Annotated in this window: 17 protein-coding genes; 10 read left to right on the top strand and 7 right to left on the bottom strand. The window is 63.7% G+C overall.

Annotated features, from left to right (window positions below; all coding sequences use genetic code 11):
• Nucleotides 1-75: 75 nt before the first annotated feature.
• The 7 genes from BVC93_RS22285 to BVC93_RS22255 form a co-directional block, all read right to left on the bottom strand.
• Nucleotides 76-2868, bottom strand: a complete 2793-nt coding sequence (locus BVC93_RS22285) for an MMPL/RND family transporter (protein ID WP_192860068.1) — start codon at nt 2866-2868, stop codon at nt 76-78.
• A 109-nt stretch (nt 2869-2977) separates the two neighbouring features.
• Nucleotides 2978-4621, bottom strand: coding sequence for a long-chain-fatty-acid--CoA ligase (locus BVC93_RS22280; RefSeq protein WP_192860067.1), 1644 nt, complete (start codon nt 4619-4621; stop codon nt 2978-2980).
• 6 nt (nt 4622-4627) lie between these two features.
• The gene (locus tag BVC93_RS22275; protein ID WP_083739363.1) at nt 4628-4891 is read right to left on the bottom strand and encodes a phosphopantetheine-binding protein; all 264 of its coding nucleotides are present in this window, start codon (nt 4889-4891) and stop codon (nt 4628-4630) included.
• Nucleotides 4888-5607, bottom strand: a complete 720-nt coding sequence (locus tag BVC93_RS22270) for an alpha/beta fold hydrolase (protein ID WP_192860066.1) — start codon at nt 5605-5607, stop codon at nt 4888-4890. Before BVC93_RS22270 ends, BVC93_RS22275 begins: the two co-directional genes overlap by 4 nt.
• 318 nt (nt 5608-5925) lie before the next feature.
• Nucleotides 5926-7596 carry an FAD-binding dehydrogenase gene (locus BVC93_RS22265; RefSeq protein WP_083739361.1) on the bottom strand — a complete coding sequence of 557 codons (1671 nt, stop codon included), beginning with the start codon at nt 7594-7596 and terminating at the stop codon, nt 5926-5928.
• A gap of 15 nt (nt 7597-7611) precedes the next feature.
• Nucleotides 7612-8889, bottom strand: coding sequence for a cytochrome P450 (locus tag BVC93_RS22260; protein ID WP_083739360.1), 1278 nt, complete (start codon nt 8887-8889; stop codon nt 7612-7614).
• Between the two features lie 297 nt (nt 8890-9186).
• Entirely contained in the window at nt 9187-9906 is a 720-nt protein-coding gene (locus BVC93_RS22255; protein ID WP_236950073.1) for a FadR/GntR family transcriptional regulator, read from the bottom strand.
• Nucleotides 9907-9986: 80 nt separating this feature from the next.
• Here BVC93_RS22255 and BVC93_RS22250 point away from each other — a divergent pair, with 80 nt between their 5' ends.
• The 10 genes from BVC93_RS22250 to BVC93_RS22205 all read left to right on the top strand — a co-directional run bounded on the left by BVC93_RS22250 (nt 9987) and on the right by BVC93_RS22205 (nt 20506).
• Nucleotides 9987-10736, top strand: a complete 750-nt coding sequence (locus tag BVC93_RS22250) for an SDR family NAD(P)-dependent oxidoreductase (RefSeq protein ID WP_236950072.1) — start codon at nt 9987-9989, stop codon at nt 10734-10736.
• Nucleotides 10733-11743, top strand: coding sequence for a hypothetical protein (locus BVC93_RS22245; protein WP_083739357.1), 1011 nt, complete (start codon nt 10733-10735; stop codon nt 11741-11743). Before BVC93_RS22250 ends, BVC93_RS22245 begins: the two co-directional genes overlap by 4 nt.
• Nucleotides 11740-12969: a glutamine synthetase family protein gene (locus BVC93_RS22240; protein WP_083739356.1), complete on the top strand. Its 1230-nt coding sequence runs from the start codon at nt 11740-11742 to the stop codon at nt 12967-12969. Before BVC93_RS22245 ends, BVC93_RS22240 begins: the two co-directional genes overlap by 4 nt.
• Nucleotides 12966-14312, top strand: coding sequence for a glutamine synthetase family protein (locus tag BVC93_RS22235; protein ID WP_083739355.1), 1347 nt, complete (start codon nt 12966-12968; stop codon nt 14310-14312). The genes BVC93_RS22240 and BVC93_RS22235 overlap by 4 nt, the downstream gene beginning before the upstream one ends.
• A 7-nt stretch (nt 14313-14319) precedes the next feature.
• Nucleotides 14320-15240 carry an alpha/beta hydrolase gene (locus BVC93_RS22230; RefSeq protein WP_083739354.1) on the top strand — a complete coding sequence of 307 codons (921 nt, stop codon included), beginning with the start codon at nt 14320-14322 and terminating at the stop codon, nt 15238-15240.
• Nucleotides 15237-15953 carry an SDR family NAD(P)-dependent oxidoreductase gene (locus tag BVC93_RS22225; protein WP_083739353.1) on the top strand — a complete coding sequence of 239 codons (717 nt, stop codon included), beginning with the start codon at nt 15237-15239 and terminating at the stop codon, nt 15951-15953. The genes BVC93_RS22230 and BVC93_RS22225 overlap by 4 nt, the downstream gene beginning before the upstream one ends.
• A complete protein-coding gene (locus tag BVC93_RS22220; protein WP_083739352.1) occupies nt 15950-17401 on the top strand; it encodes a flavin-containing monooxygenase in 1452 nt (483 codons plus the stop codon). Before BVC93_RS22225 ends, BVC93_RS22220 begins: the two co-directional genes overlap by 4 nt.
• The gene (locus tag BVC93_RS22215; protein WP_083739351.1) at nt 17398-18105 is read left to right on the top strand and encodes a gamma-glutamyl-gamma-aminobutyrate hydrolase family protein; all 708 of its coding nucleotides are present in this window, start codon (nt 17398-17400) and stop codon (nt 18103-18105) included. The genes BVC93_RS22220 and BVC93_RS22215 overlap by 4 nt, the downstream gene beginning before the upstream one ends.
• A 128-nt stretch (nt 18106-18233) precedes the next feature.
• Nucleotides 18234-19391: an acyl-CoA dehydrogenase family protein gene (locus BVC93_RS22210; RefSeq protein ID WP_083739350.1), complete on the top strand. Its 1158-nt coding sequence runs from the start codon at nt 18234-18236 to the stop codon at nt 19389-19391.
• 8 nt (nt 19392-19399) lie between these two features.
• Nucleotides 19400-20506, top strand: a complete 1107-nt coding sequence (locus BVC93_RS22205; RefSeq protein ID WP_083739349.1) for an acyl-CoA dehydrogenase family protein — start codon at nt 19400-19402, stop codon at nt 20504-20506.
• Nucleotides 20507-20590: the final 84 nt, after the last annotated feature.

Below are 20590 nucleotides of genomic sequence, written 5' to 3'. Positions count from 1 at the left end.
GTCGCCGTGGGGCCGGCCGTGATCGCGATCGCGTCCGGGTCGGCGATTGCTCTGAGTCCCGACTGCTGCAAGCCTTCACAACGACGAGGGTCTCACCGATATGCCGGTTCTGGCATCCCGCAAGCGAAACGGCCACCAGAACCATCGCCCGGTGAGGCCGGCAATGCTGGGTACCACGAAAGTGCGCACAATGAAGGTGTCGATCAAGAGTCCGAAGCCGATGGTGGTTCCCATCTGGGCGACACTGATGATTTCGCTGCGTATCAAGGCGAACATCGTGAGCGCAAAGATCAGTCCTGCCGCCGTCACAACGCTTCCCGTACCGTGGAATGTGCGGATCAACCCGGTGCGGATACCGACAACGCTCTCCTCCTTCAACCGAGAGCTGAACAGCAAGTTGTAGTCGGCGCCCACTGCGACCAACGCGATGAAACTGATCGGTGGCACCGACCAGTGCAGGTCGTAGCCGAAGACCGTACGCCAGAAGAGAGCGCTCACCGCGATGGCCGACAGATAAGACACAGCTACTGTCACCACCACCGCCAGCCCCGCTACAGGCGACCTCAACAGCACCGTGACGACGAGCAGAACCAATACCAGCGCGACCACAGCAAGATTTGTGAAGTCATGCCAAACCGAGCCTTCGAGGTCACGTACCACCGAGCCCACTCCGGCCACCTGGACTGTGGCGTCGCGCAACACCCCATCCTTGGTCGCCTGCACAGCAACGGATTCCAACTCCTGCGACAGCTGGGCGCCGTCCGCCCCGAAGACCTCCCCGTCGCTGACCACCAGAATTCGAGTCGCTCGACCGTCGGCGGCGAACAGCAACTCACGCACTCGATCGAATCTCGGGTCCGTCAACGCGTGCTCCGGAAGGTAGAACCCGCCTTCGGCAGAGCCCTTGAAACTGTCCGAAAGACCTCGGGCATAGTCGATGAACTCATCCAGTTGTGGTTTGAGTGAGCGTAACGCTGCAGATGCCTCCGAGATCGAGGCCTCAGTTTTTCGAAGAGCTTGCCGCACATCGGCGACCACAACCGTGGCAGCAGAGATCGAGTTGCCTGCGTCGCGCAAGCCTGCCTCGAGCCGGTCGACTCGGTCGTTGAGCTTAGTCGTGGTGGCCGCCGCGATATCGACAGGCATCAGGAGCTTCTCGACTACGGCGCACAGCGCTGTCTGCGCGCAGTCAGACGTCGAACGTGTGTACTGACGCAAAGGCTGCAGATAGCCGGTCATCGCCGTCGTGTACGCCTCGGGCCCGTCAAGCCACTGGGAGATGTCAGCGGCGACGTCAGAGACGTCGGCCATTCGTGTCTCGCCCTGTGTCAAGCCGTCCTCCAGCCGACCCAGCGCCGCATCGATCTCGGCCAGATCCGCCAGAGCGTCATCGCTGTCTGCCAGGCGATTCGATAGGTCGTCGGCACTGGCGCTCAACTGGTCCGCGATCTGACCGACCTGTGTCGTGATCTGGCTTTCCGGCAGGATCGAACCCGCAGGACGACTCGCAGACTGCACAAGTCGAACGTCGGCGATCTCCAAGATCTTTCGAGTCACGGTCTCGATCGCAATCATGCCTGACGGGGTGCGCAGATCCATGTCGGCCTTGATCGAGACGATCTCGGGCAGGATCCGGTTGGCTGGGAAGTGCCGGTCCATTGCGGCATAACCCAGGTTGGATTCAGTCGTTGGTGGTTGCGCTCGGGCTTCGTTGAAGCTGATGCGGGTGGCCAATGCAGGCAGTGCCAGGATCAGCAACGCTCCGGCTGCGGCAATCATGACGGGCCCAGGCCACCGTGCCACCCCGACACCGAGCCGTCGCCAGCGTCGACGTTCGGCAGTGGCACGGGGTTCTGCCAACCCGCGGCGCGCAGCGAGTGCAAGCAGAGCAGGCGCCACCGTGAGTGCCGACATCAGACCTATGAGAAGGCTTATGGCGCACGGCAATCCGGCACTTCGAAGTAGCCCCACCTGGGCGAAGTCGAGGGAGGCCAGCGCCAGTGCCACCGTCAACGCCGACGCAGCCACCACTGGAGCGACACTGCGGTACGCCTTGTCCAACGCTTCGTCGGCAGCCACCCCTGCCCTTCTGAACTCCTGGTAGCGCCCGATGAGAAAGATCCCATAGTTCGCCACCGCCCCGAGTGTGATCGAGGCAAGCAGATTCTCGGAGAACAACGACAGCTCGATAATCTGGCGGTCACCCAAGAAAGCCACCGCCGGACGGGCCACCGCGAGTGCAACCGCGACGGGAATGAGTGGGATCAGCGAGGTCACCACCGAGCGGTACATCACGACGAGCAACAACGCAATGACAAGAGCGGTCGCCGCTGTGTTGACAATCGCCTCGTTGCCTACGGAAGTGAGCTCGTCAGCGACCGTCGGCCCCGGTCCGCTGACGAAGACGCCCAGACCGGCAGGCGGACCGACATCGGCGACCGAATCGCGCACCGCAGCCACCGATTCCGCTGCTTCAGTTGTACCAAGCTGTCCGCGCAGCCGGAGCAATACGTACATCGCACAACCATCTTCGCTCTGGCTGGCCGAGCGCGAGATGGGATCGCTCCACAGATCGACAACCGAGTCTACGTGAGTGGTGTCGACGTCCAGCCGGTCCAAGAATCGGTCGTAGAAGTCGCGGTCGTATTCACCAAGTTCGGTGTCCCGCTCGAGGACCACGTACGTGAGGTTGTTCGAGGCGGAGTCGGCGAAATCTCTGCCCATGTTCTGTAGCGCGACCGCCGAGGGTGAGTCCGATGGCAGGATGGGGATGGCCTGCTGGCGAACGACCCAACCGATGTGCGGCACCAGCAGATTGCCCAACAGGGCCAGGGCAATCCAAACAGCGAGTACCAGGAACGGATGCAATCGACAGATTCTTGAGGCTCGATCAACATAGTTGGTCATTCGCGTACCCGGAGTGCAGACATCGACACGAACTCGATGCGCCGGCCCGCGATACCTTTACGCGCGTATCTCACCCGCTGAGGTCAACAAGTCTTGCGGCCTGCGTCCGGCGCAGTTTGCCCGATGTCGTCTTGGGCAGAGTGCCCGGTGGAAGGATCCGGACTGTCCGGGGACTGTATCCCACTGTCCGGGTAACGGCCTGGATCACCTCGGACATCATCCGCCGGCAATGGTCGCCGTCGTGGTGCAACGTCGACTCGGCCAGCACTGCGAACCCCTCGCGTGCGGACTCCGACGCTGCAATTGCCACTGCAGCAACGTTGCCCTTGCGAACTCCCGGCACGGTGGCCGCGACACGCTCGATCTCCGTCGGGTGAATGTTGTTGCCGCCGATGATGATGATGTCCTTACTTCGACCACATATGTACAGCCGCATCTCCTGATCGAAGTATCCGACATCGCCGGTGTCGAACCAACCGTCTGGACTGGCCAGGGAAACTTCCCCAGCCTCGGTGACATACCGCTGCGCAATGAACTCCCCTCGGATCTCGATGGCACCGACCTGGCGGGTCTCGAGCTCACCGGACTGTCCTCTGATCCGAATCTCGACGCCGGGCAATGCCGTACCCACAGAGGTGACGGTGATCGATCCCTCGTCAATGTCGGTGGACACCGCTCGCTTCTCAGAGATCAAGGATTCCAGTTCGATTCGGTCGCCATGGGGCTTCTCTCGCCACGGCGTCGTGGTCACGGCGAGCGTGGCCTCCGCCATCCCATACGATGGCGCCGGCACGTGGGGCCCAAGGTGGAACGACGCACCGAGCGCCGCCAGTCGGTGCGTCTCGGCGAAGTTGACCGACTCGCCACCATTGACCGCAACCCGAAGGCTGCTCATGTCGAATGTTCCTGGGGCTGCACGGTCGAGAATGCGGTTCAGTACCGCGTACGAAAAGTCCGGCCCAGCCGTGATCGTGCCTCGGTACCGCCCGATCAGGTCGGGCCACACGCGCGGGTTCCGGATGAAGTGATCTGGAGTGGTCGAGATGACTTCAAGGCCCATGTGCATTGGCCACACCACGAACAGAATCATGCCCATGTCGTGAAACAGCGGAAGCCAACTCACCAATACGTCTTCGGCGGGATCGCACTCCAGCACAGTCTGCATGGCCGCACTGGTGGCGGTCAGGTTCTGGAAGCTGATCTCAACCGCTTTCGGTGCACCGGTTGACCCTGACGTGAGTTGCCTCAATGCAATGTCTGAGTCCGCGGTCGGGGTCGGCGAGATCGGCTTTCCGTGCTCGAGCATCGAGAGCGGAACCACTTCGAGGCCCTCGGCTTCAAGTGGCGGGCCAAAATCAGCGCATGGCTCCCCCACAAAGATGCGGGACGCGTTCAGCATGCGTGCTGCACGCAGGGTGTCTTGCAACCATTGGCCGAGATCAGTTCGGCCCGTGGGTTGTTGGAGAACTGTGACGGCGGCACCACACATCCACGTGGCTTGAGCCAACGGGGCAACATCCCAGGCGTGCCCCGCCAGGATCAACACCGAATCTCCCGGCTTCACCCGACACGCCGACAGTGCACCCGCCATACGTCGAGCCCGGTCTGCAACCTGGCCCCAGGTTTGGTGCCGCGGCGTGTCGCCGACGACAGACAACAGACCTCGCGGTGAGGACGCGGCAGACCGATGAAGGTCGTCGGTGAATCGGCTCACGATGACTCAGGACGCTCGCAGTGCGTCCAGGCGACGATCGATGAAGTCGCCCGCGTCCCCGACTGTACGCATCTCCGGCGCCTCCTCGGACAAGAGTTCCACACCCAGTTCGGCCTCACATGTGAGCATCAACTCCAGCACTCCGAGGGAATCCAGTCCGAGATCGGTAAGAGCCGTCCCTTCATCGAGATGTTCTGGAGGTTGAGGAGTGCATCGCAGGATCGCGGAGCGGATAGCCGCATATCCCTGCCCTCGTTCTTGGTCGGTCATTTGTCCCTCTCCGTGACGACAGAAGTCAATTCAGGTTGTTCATGGGCGATCTCGTCGAGAAACTCGGCTACCAAAGCGACGAACTCGCCAGGCTTCTCGAACATCGGCGAATGGCCGACTGCGGGAATCTCGGTGTAGCGGCACCGGCGGAAATATGACGGCGCGGCTCGCCAGGGTTCCGCGGGAGTGAGGTGGTCGTCGCTGCCCCACACCAGCAGCGTGGGCGCCGCGATGACCGCGAAGTGATGGCGGGCGTCATAGTCACGGGTCAGTCGCACCGATCGCAGCATCGCCAGCTTCTGTCTGCTCGAGGCGTTTATGAACGGCTCGTAGGCCTTGTCTGTGAGCTCCGGGGTAACCAAAGCGGAGTTGTGGAAGAAGAATCGCTTGGCCTGTTCGGCAGCAAAGCTCTTCGACACCGTGTGAAGCTGCGATGAGGACAATGGCAGTGGCTGCTCGCCCAACCCCGCGGACCCAGTCAAGACCAGAGCGCAAACCATTTGAGGTTGTGCCGCAGCAATCTGAGTCGCAACCAGACCGCCCAACGAGTTACCTGCCAGCACCAGCGGTTCGGAGAACGTGTCACGGACCACGGCGGTGACCTCGTCAACAAGTCGCTCGTGGTGTTGCACCTGTGGGTGTAGCCCCAGCGCGTTTGAGAGAACCGCCACGGGATGGCCTTGTTTTGACATTTCAACGGCGACGGGCTCCCACATCCAACTGCCACCGGCCAGGCCCGGCAACAGAAACACTGGGGTGCGCGACCGCCTTGAGGGCTCGTAGAAGTCAATAGGCAGCGATGTTCCTGCGCCCGTTGACTCATCCATGTCGCGACGCTTTCCCCATGCGAGCCTCCCCGGTGTTCCGACATTCGCAACTCTGGCAAAGTGAACTCACTCGATTCTGCGTCCCACATGTCACATGCGCGACAAAATGCAAGATCATCGGATCAAGTCCCTCCGGTATGTCCATGTGGTCGTTGAATTTGCCAGTGGCAAACTGCCTGCAGCACGCAGAATCTAAGTTGCTGACACTTACAATGCATCGGCCGCGGCCCTGCCTGCGATACGTCCCGAGTACACGCAACCCCCCAGGAATGTCCCCTCCAGCGCGTTGTAACCGTGCACGCCACCCCCACCGAATCCGGCGGCCTCCCCGGCGGCAAACAGGCCCTCGACCGGAGTGCCGTCGTGACCCAATGCCCGCGATGACAGGTCCGTCTGAATACCGCCCAGAGTCTTACGGGTCATAACGTGCAGCTTGGTCGCGATCAACGGCCCCGCCGTCGGATCGAGTATGCGGTGTGGCGCCGCGGTCCGGCCTATCCGGTCAGCGATGAACCGCCGAGCATTCCAATAACCCTGTACCTGAGAATCTTTGGAGTAGGGATTGGCCATCTGACGGTCACGCGCCTCTATCTGACTGCGCATCGCGCGAACATCCAGCAGCGGTCGTTCTGTCAGCCCGTTCATCCTCGCAACGAGATCCTCCAGGGTGTCAGCGACAATGAAATCGGCGCCATGCTTCTTGAATGCCTCTACCGGGGTGGGCGCGCCACGTCGCAGCAACCGCTCACGCGCGAACGCAGTAAGGCTTCTGTTGGCGATATCTGGATTCTGATCGGAACCGGACAATGCGAACTCTCTCGCAACTGCTTTCTGGGTCTGGATAAACCAGCTGTGGTCGAATTCAGCGATCTCGGGAGTGGTACGTAAGTAGCGCAGCGTGCCAAGGTTGTCGTAACCGGGTAAGAAGGGCTGTGGTAGTCGCCGCCCGAGCGCATCGAACCACATGGACGATGGGCCTGCCAGTACTCGGATCGCATGCCCCCGCCAGACCGGGTCCCAGTTCTGCACACCCTCGGCGTAGTGCCACATCCGATCTCTGTTGACCACGCGCACGCCCAAGGCGGCAACGATATCGAGCATCCTGCCGTCGACGTAGGCGGGCGCGCCGGTGATCATCGACCTGGGTGCGACACCCATCCGCGGAGACCAGTGCTGTCGCACCGAAGTCGGATTGCCTCCAATGCCACCAGTGGTCAGAATGACACAGCGAGCACTGAAATCGAACTGGCGCAGTATATCTCGATTCGAAGGCTCTCCCCGCCGCGAATCGTCGGGCGCCAGTACAGCCCCACGAACCCCGCATACCGCTCCTGCGGACAACGCCAGTTCGTCAACCCGGTGTCGGTGATGAAACGTGACCAACCCGCGAGCCGCAGCGTCCAGTGCCGAGTTCACAAACGGCTCGAGCACTCCATTCCCGGCACCCCAGGTGAGGTGAAAGCGCGGGACGGAATTGCCGTGCCCGTCGGCACGCAGGTCACCTCGCTCAGCCCAGCCCACCACCGGCAGCAGTTTGACCCCGTGCTCACGTAGCCAGCTTCGCTTCTCTCCTGCGGCGAACTCGACATAGCATCGGGCCCATTGGGCCGCCCATTGGTCTTCACCGTCCAGTCGGTCGAAGGAGGCGCTTCCGCACCAATCACTCCAGGCCAGTTCGACGGAGTCTTTGATGCCCAACCGGCGCTGTTCTGGACTGTTCACCAGAAACAGACCTCCACCTGACCAGAAGGCCTGGCCTCCGAGGTTCCCTCGGTTTTCCTGGTCGAGCACGGCCACCTTCTTGCCCTGGCGGGTCAGCTCATGGGTCGCGATGAGGCCAGCGAGTCCGGCTCCGACGACTATGGCATCTGCGTCCAACGGAAGACCGTCCCCTCAGTCCTGACGGGGGGTACGTGCATGCACTCTGACCTGGTAAGAGGTCGGCGCACGTAACACGAACTTGAAGGCAGGGCTCGGCAGGGTCGGATCACGAGGCTCGAAACTGTAGTTACGGCCGAGGGATCGCAGGATGGCACTGGCTTCGATCCTGGCGAAGGCTGCTCCGATGCAGTGGCGTGCGCCCGCACCGAACGGGAGATAGGCGTACGAATGGCTACGCGCAGACCCCTGCACAGCGAATCTCCCAGGATCGAACCGATGCGGTTGTGGCCAATGGGTTTCGTTGCGGTGCAACAGGTACGGGCTGATGGCGATGATGCTGCCTCCCCGGATGGACAACCTACCAATCGTGTCGTCGACTACCGCCCGGCGCCCCATGAGCCACGCGGGCGGATACAGGCGAAGTGTCTCGGCGAAGAGGTGATCGGTATCGTCGGTGAACTCGTCGACGTCCAGACTCCGCTGCCATTTCCGATACACCTTCGGGTGTTGCGTCAGCAGGATCCAGGCCCACGACAGCGCATTCGCCGTCGTCTCGTAGCCAGCCAACAACAGCGCCGCGATCTGCTCGTAGACCTCCCGGTTGCTGTCGCCCGCGTTGGCGATCACCTCCCGGCGGCACCATCCCTGATCGGGCTCCGCAGCAGCAAGCGAAGTTTCGATAGCCGACCGCAGCCTGGCGCGCACAGGCGCAACGTCGTGGTCGCTGTCAGCCAACAGCGACGACGAGGCATCCAGAAGCTTCCCCAAATCTCGCAGAGGAGCAACGAAGCTGGTGTGGTCCAACCCCAGTAGGTACCTCGTCGTCATCGAGAGCGTCAGATCAGACATGAAATCTACGATGCTGAACCATTGACCGCTTTTGGTGTACTGGTCAAGAGTGTCGCTCGCCCACGCTATGCATTCCCCGGTTACCTGACGCATGGCCGCTGTGTCGCGAAATGCGGGTAACAGGCTGCGCCGTTGACACTTCCAGGCTTCACCATCCGAGGTGAGCAAGCCGTCAGCAATGTGCTCGGCAAAAAAGCGATTCGGAGGAGTGTCCTTTGAGTACCTCGACCCATGCACAAGCACGTGTTTCACAAGATCCGGGCTGTTCAACAAGACATGCGGCCGACCTCCGACAGCAAACCCAACTGCTTCGCGCCCTGTAGACGCCAGCCGGCGCAGGAAAGCCATGTCGCGGCTGCCGCTGCCAACCTCCCGACCATCTCGGCCAGAGGCTATCGTCGCTGTCACCGCGAGTTTGCCATCGTTGCGCTCCGCCCCCATTGATTGTTTGCAATCGTCTCGGTGTCAGCTCTAGAAGCCTGCCCCTGGCTTCACACCGCGTTTTGCCAGAGATTAACACCGGGGACAATTTCCCCGTACTGCTTTCAACCCGTCGCATGATCAAGCTCCACCGATGTTGCAGCTCGGTCATGGCTCGACTCTGAGAATTCATACGAACGGACTACATCACCGTCAGCGAAGTCAGACTTCAGGCCCGATGCTCGGCCACCATCTTCAGGGATTTCGGCGTGATTTCGACCGCTCAGCGACCGAATTCACGCCCGAATCGCGAAGAAGTCAGCGTTGCAGCCAGGCCTCGATGGTGCAGCGGGTGTCGTCGATGTGTGCGGCCATCTGCTGCGCGGCCAGGTCTGGATCACGGGCCTCGATGGCGTCGAGGATCTGCTCGTGGAAGTCGTTGGCGTTCGGTTCCAACCGGCCGAAGATCGCCCCGACCGGCAGCCACATCCGTCGCCGGGCATCGGCCACGGCATCGAGTAACCGTTCGTTCTGAGCCGCGGCGGCGATGCCCATGTGAAACGCCGTATCCAGCGTCTGGAACTCGGTGGTGTGCTGTGCTGACTGATCACCGAGCGCCGTCTGCAAGGCCTGGTCCATCCCGGTCAGCAAGGTGCGCAACTGGCGGAGTTCGGTGGCCCGCCGGCGTTCGGCGGCCAGCCGTGTGGCTCCGGTCTCGACGATGACGCGGTAGTCGAAGGCATCGCGGATCTCGAGCTTGTTCTTGCGCATCTCACGACGCATCGCCACGGGGTCGTATTGCGGAGCCTGCACGATGAAGCCGCCGCCGCGGCCGCGCCGCACCGCGATCAGACCCTCACCTTCCAGTACCGCGACGCCTGAACGCACCGTGGTACGCGAGACATCCAGCATCTCGGCGAGCTCGCGTTCCGACGGCAGCCGATCACCGGGGCGAAACTGACCGAGTTCGAGCGCGCGTCGCATCTGGTCCACCACCAGTTCGTGGGCGGGGATCTGCCGGACCGGGCTCAAAGCCATGGCGGATGAGCTTACCGCACGCGTTCGGCCACCTTCGGTTAAAGTACTAAAAAATCGACCCATACCGGTTTGGAGCCCAATTGCCTTCGCTACCTCTCACGTTCAGTGGCGGGGCGGCGTTGGTGACGGGAGCCGCCTCGGGGATCGGCGCAGCCATCGCCCGCACCCTGATGGGTGCGGGCATTGCCACCATCCGGGTCGACGTACGACTGCCCCATCCCGAACCAGACCGTCAACACCAGTTCTGCTGCGCCGCCGACGTCCGCGATGTCGACCTGCTGGGCACGCTGAGGCATCAGGGCGCACCGGTCAACGACGTGGCCTATGTAGTGAATTGTGCTGGAATTCTTGACGATACCGGATTCAGCGATGTCGACCGCAACACCTGGCTGCGGTGCCTGGACATCAATCTGATGGGCGCCTACAACGTCATCAACACCTTCACCACCGTCTTGCGGCAACGCTCGCCGGCCGCGGTCGTCAACATCACCTCCATCGAAGCAGGCCGCGTGATCGCCCTGTCCAACCCGGACCCCACCCCGCACTACGCCGCGTCGAAGGCGGGACTGCACATGCTCACCCAGTCGTCGGCGCGCGCGCTGGCTCCTATCCGGGTCAACAGCGTCGCGCCCGGTTTCGTCGCCACGCCCATGGCCGCCACCCACGGCGATACCTCCACTTTCCCAGCACAATTGGCGGACCGGGTGCCGGCCGGGCGGTTCGCCGCACCAGAGGAGATCGCGAACACCGTCGCGTTCCTACTCAGCGATCAGGCGTCCTACATCACCGGCAGCGAATTGCGCGTGGACGGGGGGTTCCAGCTGACATGACGGTCGACTTCGAACCCTCACTGGGGCGCAACGCACGCAGTGGCACGTGGACCGAACTGGCCAAAGGCACCTTCGCCGCGGCGCTGGACCATCTCGATGACGGTGAGACTGCCGCCGCACTGGTCGAAGTCGCGGTACTGGAAGCCGAGGAACTCCTCGACGTCTACGAACGCTGGCCCGCCGCGACCGCGGACTGGATCCTGGACCACGGCGTCGCCCCGCAGGCACTACAGCAGGGGATGGATCGCCTCACTTCACTCATCGGCACTGACGCCATGGCCGGAATCGCCTCGCACTGGCCCGAATTCACTTCGGCAGTCGAACGAGCCGCCTACGCTTGTCGCAGTGGGGATCCTTCGGCCGGTGCCGCCATCACCGCCGCCCACCACATCTGGCAGCGCATCCACGACCACGCTGTCGACCGAGTGTCCGGCCTGATCGACCTGGCGGTACGCCTGGTCGGCGAAGACCAGCTGGGTGCGCTGTGGGATTTCCTGATGGCCGACTGGTACGACGTGCACACGCGCAAATACGACCTGTCCGCGCAACCATGGACCACCTCCGCGCATCAGCTGATGGTGGCCATCGTCGACGGCTTCCACGCCCATCTCACCGGCACCGCCCGCGCCGGTGACATCGAGATCCTCACCGAAGACGACCGGGTCGGGTTCCGCTTCGCCCCCTGCGGTTCCGGCGGACGCTCCCTCGATGAGCGGATCACCGGCGGAACACCGCGCGCCGCAGCGCCATTCAACTTCGCCATCACCACCGAGAAGCACGACTTTGCGTGGAACACCGTCGGCATCTGCTCCTACTGCGTGCACTGCTGCCAACTCAACGAGGTCATGCCGATCGACCGTTTGGGTTTTCCCACCCGGGTGATCGACGCACCGGTGTGGACACCCGAGAAGCCGGTGACGACCTGTACCTGGTGGGTGTACCGCGATCCGTCCCTGATCCCCGATGCGGTGTATCAGCGGGTGGGTCGCACGAGGGGCACCCCATGAGCCGCCGCGTGCCGATGACGCAGATCGAGGTACCCGACTACGACCACGGACTGCGCGGCAAGATGATCCGCACCGAGAAGAGCCGCAAGCCCGGCCTGGCGTTCTGCACCATCGTCTACGGGCTGTCGCTGGTCGACGACGTGGCCGACACCCCGTTCAGCAGCGCCGCCAACGGCTATCCCGACGCGCTGTTGGTGGTCGACGAGGGCACCCGGGTCGAACTGCCCTGGCGATCCGGGGTGGACGCGGTGATCGCCGACCTGGACTGCGGTCTGTCACCGCGCACGGTGCTGAACTCCTTGATCAAGCGATACCACCGGCAAGGCCTGACACCTGTGCTCGGCTTCGAATTCGAAGTCTGGCTCTACCACGATGACCGGACACCTCTGGGCCGCACCGAGAATGCCTACAGCCTGACCCGTTGCACCGAAACCGAGGACCTGTTCGGCGAATTCGTCTTCCGTATGCAGCAGATCGGCGTCGAGATCGAGATGGTGCACAGCGAACTTGGGCCAGGGCTGTTCGAGTTCACCCTGTCTCCCGTCCCTGCGCTACAGGCCTGTGACAGCGCCGCCAGAGCCCGGCAGTACCTGCGCGACCTGTGCGCGGAGAAGGGACTGCACGCCAGCTTCATGGCCAAGCCCTACCCCGACAAGTCCGGCGCAGGCGGCCATGTGCACTCCAGCCTGGTGCGCGATGGTGTCAACATCCTCGCCACCGGCCCCCGGTCACTGTCCGCAGAAGGCAAGCACTACCTGGCGGGTGTGTTGGCGACGATGTCCGATGTGACGCTCTTGTTCAACCCGTATGTCAACTCCTACAAGCGCATCGACCCTGAGATGTTCACCCCGCACCAGTCCAACTGGGGCGACGACGACCGTGGCGCGGCCTGCCGGGTGATCCTCGGTGATCTGCCGTCGTCACGGATCGAGCACCGCCGTCCTGGCGCCGACGCCAGCCCGTATCTCAGTGCCGTGGCACTGTTGGCCGGCGGGCTGCGCGGTCTCACCGAGAAGCTGGACCTGCCCGAGCCGGTGCCCCTGCCGGGTGATCTGGGCGCTGCGTTGGATCGGTTCGAGTCCGCGGTGTGGCTCAGGGAGGCGCTGGGCGAGGACTTCTGCCTGTCGTATGTCATCACCCGCCGTGCCGAACTGGAGCGCTACCGCACGTGGCTGAAGACCACCATCACCGACTGGGAACTCACGCGACACCGGGAGCATCAATGACCACCGAGGAGTTCGAGCAACTGGTCACCGACGGAGTGATCAACACCGTCATCTGCGCCACCCCCGACCCGTTCGGCAGGCTGGTCGGCAAGCGCCTCACCATCCCGGCGTTCCGGTCGTTGGGACTCAGCGGTGACGGGATCAACGCCAGCAGTTTCGTGTTCGCGGTGGACCTCGAGATGAACCCGCTGGAGCTGCCGGTGTCCAGCGCCGAGAACGGGTGGGCCGACATCCGGCTGGTGCCGGACCTGGCGACGTTGCGGCGGGTGCCATGGGAGCCGCATGCCGCGCTGGTGATCTGTGATGCCTACGGCGCCGACACCGATGAACTGCTGGCGGTGGCGCCGCGCACCATCCTGCGGCGTCAGGTGCAGCGGGCCCGGGCGAAAGGCTTCGAGCTGCAGTTCGCCTCGGAGCTGGAGTTCTACCTGGCGGAAGTGGCACCGAAGCAGGCGTGGGAGCAGGGCTACCAGAACCTGCGGATGCTGGCCGATTACCGCTCGGACTACCAGATGGTCCAGGCCGCCCGCGATGAATGGTTCATCGAGCGGATCCGCAACCAGATGCCGGAGTTCGGCGTGCCCGTGGAATCGTCCAAACCGGAGTGGGGCCTGGGTCAGCAGGAGGTCACCCTCGACTACTGCACCGCCCTCGAGATGGCCGACCGCCATGTCCTGTTCAAGTACGGCATCAAACAACTGGCCCACAATGCGGACCTCACCGTCACGTTCATGGCCAAACCGAAGATCGACGAGGTGGGCTCGTCGTGCCACCTGCACGTCAGTCTGTGGTCCACCGACGGCGAGCCGCTCTGCTGGCAGGACGGGATGTCGCCGGTCTTCGGGTCGTTCGTGGCGGGTCAACTGGCGCATGCTTCAGACCTGACACTGATGTTCGCCCCGACCGTCAACTCTTACAAGCGCTTCCAACCCGACCAGTTCGCCGGTACCGCCATTGCACTGGGTCATGACAACCGCTCGTGTGCGTTCCGGTTGGTGGGGCACGGTGCATCGTTCCGGGTGGAGAATCGCATCCCAGGTGCGGACGTCAACCCTTACTACGCCTACGCCGCCACCATCGCTGCAGGCATCGACGGCATCGACCGTCAGCTGCCCACCCCGGGCATTTTTGATGGAAATGCCTGGACCCATGAAGGTTTCGCCGGTGTACCCACCTCGCTGCACCGCTCGCTGGAGCTGTTCGGCACCTGTGCACTGGCCAAGGATGCATTCGGCGCGCAGGTGTTCGACCACCTGGTGGCTTCCAGCGCCGCCGAACTGACCGCTTTCGACTCTCATTGCGTCACCGACTGGGAGACGCGCCGCTACTACGAACGGATCTGAGAAGGACATGCCGATCGACCCGATCGCCCAGAAGATGCTCGACGACACCAAAGCATCCGGGCGACCCAACGCCCACCTACTGCCCGTCGAGACCGCGCGGGAGAACTTCGAAGCGACATTCGGCGCACTGGCCAAACCGCCGATCGCCGCGGTGCAGGATGTGACGATCCCGACGCGCGACGGCGTGGGAATCCCCGGGCGGCTGTACCTGCCGGTGGTCGGGACCGCGTTGCCACTGACGGTCTACTACCACGGCGGAGGTTGGTTGCTGGGCAGCATCGACTCCTACGACGTGGTGGCCCGCCTGCTCGCCAACGCCTCCGGCAGCGCGGTGCTGTCGGTCGGATACCGACGCGGGCCCGAGGCGAGGTTCCCCACCGCCGTGCATGACGCCGTTGACGCTCTGGCGTGGGCAGTGAGCGCCGACCTCGGAGTAGACGCCTCCCGCGTTGCGGTGGCCGGTGACAGCGCGGGCGGCAATCTGGCTGCGGCCGTGGCACTCTCGGTTCGCGATTCGGGCCCGGCGTTGAAGCATCAGCTGCTCGTGTACCCGGTGACCACCACCGATTTGAGCATCGGCATGGACCCAGACTACGACGGCGTGATGCTGGAGCGCGACGAACTGCAGTGGCACCAAGACAACTATCTGCCGGACTCCGACTACGCCACCGATCCCCTGGTCAGCGTCCTGTCGGCAGATCTCAGCGGACTGCCCGAGGCCACTGTGATTCTCGCCGAATGTGATCCCATCCGCCCGCAGGGCGAACTGTTCGCCAAAGCGCTCGCCGCCGCTGGCGTTTCGGTGCAGACGCACGAAACGCCGGGCATGGTGCACGGTTTCTTCGGCCTCAGCGAGATCTTCCCCACCGCCGAAGGCGCCATGGCTTTCGCCGGCGCGCGGCTGGCTGACGCTCTGGGGACCGAATGAAAGCGTTGGTGACCGGTGCCGGCGGCGGTATCGGTCTGGCCACCGCGCAACGGCTGGCCGCCGACGGTGTCGAGGTGTTGGCCGCCGACGTCAAACCTGCCCCGGCGGAGCTGCCCGAGGGCATCACCTACGTCAAACACGACCTGATCAACGACGACCCGGCTGAAATCCTGGGCCGGCTAGACAGTTTGGACTACCTGGTGAACGCCGCCGGGGTGGCGCTGTTCGACCACGACGGATCGGCGTTCGACATCGACGAGTCCATCTGGGAGGTCACACTGGGGGTGAACCTGCACGGGCTGCGTAAACTGACGGTGGCGGCCCTGCCGTATCTGCGCCGTGGCACCGGCAAGTCCATCGTCCACGTGGCCAGCACCGCCGGATTGCGCGGCATGGATTCCCCGCTGGACGCCTATCAAGTGAGCAAGGCCGCGGTGGTGTCGCTGAGCCAGGCGATGGCAGTTCAACTGGGCCCAGAAGGCATCCGCTGCAACACCGTCTGCCCCGGCGCCGTCCTCACCCCGATGATCGAACCGCTCTACATCGAGAGCCCGGCCAGGCGCGCCAACATGGAACAGCGCACCCCGCTGCGACGGCTCGGAATGCCCGAAGACATCGCCGAGGCCATCGCCTTCCTGCTCTCCGAACGTGCCTCGTTCATCACCGCCACCGACCTCGTGGTGGACGGCGGCTGGACGGCGCAGATCAAATGACTCCCCGGGTGGCGATCATCGGCGCCGGCTTCAGCGGCATCGCTGCAGCTGTCGCATTGCAGCGCAAAGGTATTCACGACTTCGTGATCTTCGAGCAGTCCGACGGCTTCGGCGGCACCTGGCATCACAACCGGTACCCCGGCGCCGAGGTGGATCTCGAAACCCACATCTACTCCTTCTCGTTCGAGCGCCACGACTGGACCGGCATCTATGCAGACTGGCAGGAACTGCTGGGCTACCTGGTGAAAGTCGCCCACAAGTGGGATCTGCCGCGGCGTACCCGGTTCAACGAAGCCGTGAACGACGTGGTGTGGTCCGATTCTGAGCACACCTACGCCGTCAGCACCTCCTCCGGCGATGATCACGGCGCGTTCACCGCAGTCATCAGCGCCGTCGGCTTCCTCAACATCCCGCAGATCCCGTCCTTCGCCCAAGGTGACAACGACTTCCAGGGTGCGATGTGCCACACGGCGCGCTGGATCGACGGCCTCGACATGACCGACAAGGCAGTGGGAGTGGTGGGCACCGGATCCTCGGCTGTGCAGGTGGTGAGTGCCGCTGCCCGCGTCGCCTCGTCGGTGACGGTGTTCCAGCGACAGCCGAACTGGATGGTGCCCAAGGGAAGTCGCACGTTCACCCCGCGGGAGCGACGGGCCAATCGGTGGGCCCCGGTGTACAAGTGGCGGCGGGCCCGGCTGTTCTTCGGATACGACCGACGCCAGCTGTTCTCCGGGCATGCCCGCGCCGGCGGTCGCGACCACAAGATCCGCTCCGCAAAGTCGCTGGCCTTCCTGCACCGTGAACTGGCCGCTCGCCCCGATCTGCTGGAACTGCTCACCCCGCAGTTTCGCTATGAGGCGCGGCGCACCGTCCTGTCGGACACCTACTATGCCGACCTGCAACTCCCCCACGTCTCGCTGGTGCCGCACGGGGTGAAAGGATTGACCCGCACCGGAGCCGTGGACGCCAACGGCGACGAACATGCCCTCGACATCCTGGTGCTGGCAACAGGTTTCGACGCCGCCAACTATCTGGGCAACTATCGGGTACGCGGCCGTGACGGACTGGAGCTGCACGACGTGTGGAAAGGCGAGCCGGAGGCGTTTTTGGGCATGCTGGTGCCCGGCTTCCCGAACTTCTTCATGATGTACGGGCCCAACACCAATGCCTCGCCGCTGGTCTCGTTCTACGAGGCGCAAGCCGCGTTCGCTGCCGGACTGATCTCCCGGGCCGCACGTCAGGGGGCAGAGGTCATCGAGGTCCGTCGCTCGGCGTTCCTGATCTACAACGAGTGGCTGCAGGAACAGCTGGCCAAGACGGTGTGGAACACCACGTCGAGCTACTTCCGCGCAGGCACCGGCAAGATCGTCTCGCAGTGGCCGCTCGGCGCCACCCCGTACATTCTGGCCACCAAGCTGGCCCGTCGCATCGCCGTGAGGCTGACATGACCCAACCGCCCGTCATTGCCGTCACCATGAGTTCGTGGGAACTGAGCCGGATGAGCCACTGGCGACGGATGTTTCTCGGCCTGCAGCAGGCCGGCGCCGTCACTCTGTCCATTGACTGCGCCGTGCAGACGGACATCACACCGATGATGGAGCACGTCGACGGGCTGCTACTCAGCGGAGGCGGTGACGTCGACCCTCGCCGCTACGGTGGCGACCCCGACGACCCCACACTCGGCTGGGTGGATCCGGTGCGCGATGCCAACGAGGCCGTCGCCTTCGAGGTGGCCAAGCAGCGCGGCATCCCGGTGCTCGCAATCTGCCGCGGCTCTCAGCTGGTCAATGTCCTGGAGGGCGGCACGCTGTACGGCGACCTGAAGCGCGACTGGGGATCGGGAATCAACCACGAGCCCGGGGATGAGCAGTTGATCAGCATCAGTCACGACGTCGCCGTCGAGCCGGAGTCACGGGTGGCGCAGTGGATGGGCGTCGCCGGACACCTGGGCGTCAACGGTCAGCACCATCAGGGGGTGCGCGATTTGGCCCCCGGCTACGTCATCACTGCGCTGGCCCCCGACGGCTTGGTCGAGGGCTTCGAATCCACCACTCTGCCCGTCACCGCGGTGCAGTGGCATCCCGAGGTCAACTGGGAGTGGTCCCTGGACTCCCGGAAACTGATGGCCGGCTTCGTGGCCTCCACCCGGTGATTTCGGCGTGATTCCGGTCGCTCACCGACGGTGATCACGCCGGAATCGCAACTTTGACCCAACCAACTGGTCGGCTAGCCTGTATTCAACATCGGTCTAAGATCCCCGACACCGACCAGGAGGCAGCCGTGCAGCTGGCTTTGACACCGGAGGAAGCCGCGTTTCGCGACGAGCTCCGCACCATCTACACCACCAAGTTCCCCGAGGACATGCGGGAACGCACCCGCACAGCCACGCACCTCAACAAAGACGACATCGTCAACAGCCACAAGATCCTGCATGAGCACGGCATCGCCGTGCCCAACTGGCCCGTCGAGTGGGGCGGCAAGGACTGGACGCCCACCCAGCACCAGATCTGGCTCGACGAGATGCAGCTGGCGTCGGTGCCCGAGCCGCTGACGTTCAACGCCAAGATGGTGGGCCCTGTCATCGCCGAGTTCGGCAGCCAGGAGATCAAGGAACGTTTCCTACCCCCCACAGCCGCACTGGACATCTTCTGGTGCCAGGGGTTCTCCGAGCCCGAGGCGGGCTCTGATCTGGCGTCGCTGCGCACCACCGCGATCCGTGACGGCGACACCTACGTGGTCAACGGCCAGAAGACCTGGACGACTCTGGGGCAGTACGCCGACTGGATCTTCTGCCTGGTGCGTACCGATCCCCAGGCGCCCAAGCGGCAGGCCGGCATCTCCTTCCTGCTGATCGATCTGGACACTCCCGGCATCACCATGCGCCCGATCAAACTGATCGACGGCAGCTTCGAGGTCAACGAAGTCTTCTTCGAAGACGTCCGGGTGCCTGCCGAGAACCTGGTGGGCGAAGAGAACCAGGGTTGGACATACGCGAAGTTCCTGCTGGGCAACGAGCGCACCGGCATCGCCCGCATCGGCGCCACCAAGGTCGCCCTTGCCGAGGTGAAGAAGCACGCAACCAAGACCGGCCTCATCGAAGATCCACTGTTCGCCGTCCGGCTGGCCGAAGCCGAAAACGATTTGCTGGCACTGGAACTCACGCAGATGCGGGTGGCCTCGGGCTCCAAGGACGGACAGCCGAATCCGGCGTCGTCGGTGCTGAAGCTGCGCGGCAGCCAGCTGCAGCAGCTCACCTCCGAGCTGATGATGGAGGTCGCCGGACCTGACATCCTGCCGTTCGAAACCGCCGCCATCCTCTCGCCCGAGTGGGCGCAGGCCAGCGCCCCGCACTACCTGAACTACCGCAAGACATCCATCTACGGCGGCAGCAATGAGGTGCAGCGCACCATCATCGCCTCCACCATCCTCGGATTGTGAGCTAAGCCATGGACTTTCAACTCAGCGATGAGCAGGAGATGCTGCGCGACACCACGCGTGACATCCTGTCGCACAGCTATGACGCCGAGCGCCGCAACAAGGTGATCGACACCGATCTGGGCTGGAGCCGCGAAGTGTGGAGCCAACTGGCCGACACCGGCATCCTCGGCCTCGGCTTCGATCCCGAGGAGTCCGGGCAGATCGAGATCATGCTCGTGCTCACCGAACTCGGCAGACGGTTGGCTCCGGAACCGGTGCTCACTGCGGCGCTCGGTCCCGGCTTGGTAATCGCCGAAGCCGGCACCGACGAGCAGAAGCAACTTCTCGACGAGGTGGCCGAAGGCCGACTGTTGTTGGCGTTCGCACACTTCGAACCCGGCATGCGCGGCGCAGGCGTGACGGTGACGACAACGGCGCGGCCCGACGGCGACGCCTGGGCGCTCAGCGGGCAGAAGAATCCCGTGCTCGCCGGGGACACCGCGGACAAACTGGTGGTCACCGCGTCCCTGCCCGAGGGTGGCACCGGGCTGTTCCTCGTCGATGGCGACACGGTCACCAAAACGGGTTACCGCACGTTTGACGGTCAGCGCGGCGCCCAGATCGACCTGAACGGCTCTCCCGCCGTGGCGCTCGGTTCCGCAGCGGATGCCTCGGCCACCGTGCAGCGGGCCCTGGTGCGGATCCAGTCCGCTCTGTGCGCCGAAGCGCTCGGCGCGATGGAAGAGTCGTTACGACTGACATCGGAATACCTGAAGAGCCGCAAGCAGTTCGGCGTCACTCTCAACACGTTCCAGACGCTCACACAACGCGCCGCAGACATGTACGTCTCGCTGGAGTTGGCCCGCAGCATGAACCTGTACGCGGCAATGTCGATCTCCGACGGCGTGCTGGACCCGGTGATCGCCGCTCGAGCCAAGCTGCAGGTCGCCCGCTCGGGTCGGCACATCAGTCAAGAGGCCATCCAGCTGCACGGCGGTATCGGCGTCACCGCCGAATACCCTGTGGCGCACTACGCCGCGCGACTGACAGCCATCAACCACACCCTCGGGTCTGCCGACGATCAGCTGCACGTGCTCGTCGACCAACTCGGGGGATACGAGATCGCCTCGCTGTAGGCCTCATCCTCTCGGCGTGATGCATGAAAAGCAGGTAGTCGACTACGCACGACCGGCAATACCTGTCAACCGATCATTTTCATG

Origin of the sequence: Mycobacterium sp. MS1601, assembly GCF_001984215.1 — a bacterium.
In the GTDB taxonomy this organism is placed as follows: Bacteria; Actinomycetota; Actinomycetes; order Mycobacteriales; family Mycobacteriaceae; genus Mycobacterium.
The sequence above is the reverse complement of the archived record's forward strand: the minus strand, read 5'-3'. Positions and strand labels throughout refer to the sequence as shown.